Here is a 433-nt window from a genome sequence, read left to right on the forward strand (position 1 = left end):
GGCCGGCAGATGACGCCAGTTTCTGACGAGACGTTTGCCGTCTTCATAACGGATTTCCGCTTGTTCAGGATGCGCCCGGTTTTCTTTCAGCTTGACAAGAAGCGCTGATGCTGACTCGTCCGGATCGGCTTGGATGACTTGGCCGTACAGCTTCGGATGTTCAAGGTGAGCCGTTTTCAGAAAAGCGGCCAGCCCCGCCAATACATTGTCTTCCCCCCTGTCGGGGACAAGAAGCTGGATCAGCGTTTTTTTCTTCTGTTTTTCTTTGATAAGACGCGTGACGATCGCTGACAGCTCCGCCGCGCAGGCGTCATAACGGTCTTCAATCGGACCTTCGCTGTCAGCCGCACATACGGCGCCGCTTATGTCCTCAGCATTCATTCCGCCATACAGCGTCACGTATCTGAAAGACTCTTCTTGTCCGCCGCCTTCA

General features: G+C 54.5%; 1 protein-coding gene. It reads right to left on the reverse strand.

Annotated elements, in window-relative coordinates; translation table 11 throughout:
• A partial coding sequence (locus tag HWY38_RS19235) for a hypothetical protein (protein WP_224181427.1) occupies positions 1–433 on the reverse strand: 433 nt, incomplete at both ends.

The organism is Bacillus sp. KS1, from assembly GCF_020075515.1.
Taxonomy (GTDB): domain Bacteria; phylum Bacillota; class Bacilli; order Bacillales; family Bacillaceae; genus Bacillus; species Bacillus velezensis.